Below are 1,596 nucleotides of genomic sequence, written 5' to 3' on the forward strand. Positions count from 1 at the left end.
TCTGGGCGAATGTGATCTAGCCAAAACATGACCTCCATGATATAATAAAAAGTCGTCTATCCCTGAAATAATAATTAGTGGATAAGCGGCTTTTTATAAGATCTTGTGATCGAATGAAGAGAGGTGATATCCCTTGTTGGACCGACTACAATCCTTGGCTGACCGTTACGAGAAGTTAAGTGAGCTGCTTTGCGATCCAGACGTGGCGAACGACTCGAAACGACTGCGGGATTACTCCAAAGAACAATCGGATTTACAGCCGGCTTATGAGGCGTACACCGAATATAAGAATGTAATCGGAGAGCTGGAAGCGGCCAAAGCGATGCAGGCCGAGAAGCTGGATGATGAAATGCGCGAAATGGTGAAGATGGAAATCGAGGAACTGACCGCGCGCCAGCAGGCTTTGGAAGAAAAAATTCGCATTTTGTTGCTGCCGAAGGACCCGAATGACGATAAAAACGTAATCGTGGAAATTCGTGGCGCGGCCGGAGGAGACGAAGCGGCTCTGTTTGCTGCCGACTTGTACCGGATGTACACACGGTATGCCGATTCTCAAGGCTGGCGCGTCGAAGTGATGGATATGAACGAAAGCGACCTGGGCGGATTCAAAGAGGTTATCTTTATGATTAACGGCAAGGGCGCTTACAGCAAGCTGAAATACGAGAGCGGCGCGCATCGCGTGCAGCGCATTCCGGCGACGGAATCCGGCGGACGGATTCATACATCGACCTCGACGGTTGCGGTGTTGCCGGAGGTTGAGGAAGTGGATATCGAGATTTTGGATAAGGATATCCGTGTTGATACGTTCTGCTCGAGCGGCGCGGGCGGCCAATCGGTTAACACGACCAAATCCGCCGTGCGGGTTACCCACATCCCGACCGGTATCGTGGCCACTTGCCAAGACGGCAAATCGCAGAACTCCAACAAAGAGAAGGCACTACAGGTACTGCGTGCCCGGATCTATGATATGAAGCGTCAGGAAGAGGAAGCGAAATACGCCGGCGAACGGAAAAGCAAGGTGGGTACTGGGGACCGCAGCGAACGGATCCGGACTTACAACTTCCCGCAAAGCCGGGTAACCGACCACCGGATCGGCCTGACCCTGCATAAGCTGGATCAGGTGATGAACGGCGAGCTGGAAGAGATCGTATCGGCGTTGACGATTGCTGAGCAAGCTGAACTGATGGAAAAAGGAGAATAACGTGTTGCACAATGAAGGATACCGGATGTCCGGTGCAATGACGATATGGGAAGCCCGTAAAGAGGCTTCTTCTTTTTTAGCGGCGGCGGGCGTGCGGGAGCCCGGGTCGAATGCGGAGCTGCTGCTCCGCCATGTGCTGGGCCTGACGGGCGCGGCGTATTTGGCCGCGCTGCGTGACCCGTTCCCGGCGGACAAGCGGGACGCCTGGGAAGCGGTGATCCGCCGCAAAGCGGCGGGTGAGCCAGCGCAGTATATTATCGGGGAGCAGGAGTTCTACGGATTGACCTTCCGGGTCAATCCGGCGGTACTGATCCCCCGCCCAGAAACGGAGCTGCTGGTGGAGCGCATCGCGTTGGAAGGCGATGCGCTGTGGCCCGGCGGCGCGCCGTACGCCC

General features: G+C 55.5%; 1 protein-coding gene and 1 pseudogene. Both read left to right on the forward strand.

Annotated features, from left to right (window positions below):
- Nucleotides 1-133: 133 nt before the first annotated feature.
- Nucleotides 134-1,201: a peptide chain release factor 1 gene (prfA, locus tag POTG_RS05020; RefSeq protein ID WP_009223721.1), complete on the forward strand. Its 1,068-nt coding sequence runs from the start codon at nt 134-136 to the stop codon at nt 1,199-1,201.
- A gap of 25 nt (nt 1,202-1,226) precedes the next feature.
- Nucleotides 1,227-1,596 (forward strand): annotated as a pseudogene (locus tag POTG_RS24215) (protein-(glutamine-N5) methyltransferase, release factor-specific); the annotation flags it as partial.

It is taken from the genome of Paenibacillus sp. oral taxon 786 str. D14, from assembly GCF_000159955.1.
GTDB classification, from domain to species: Bacteria; Bacillota; Bacilli; order Paenibacillales; family Paenibacillaceae; genus Fontibacillus; species Fontibacillus phoenicis.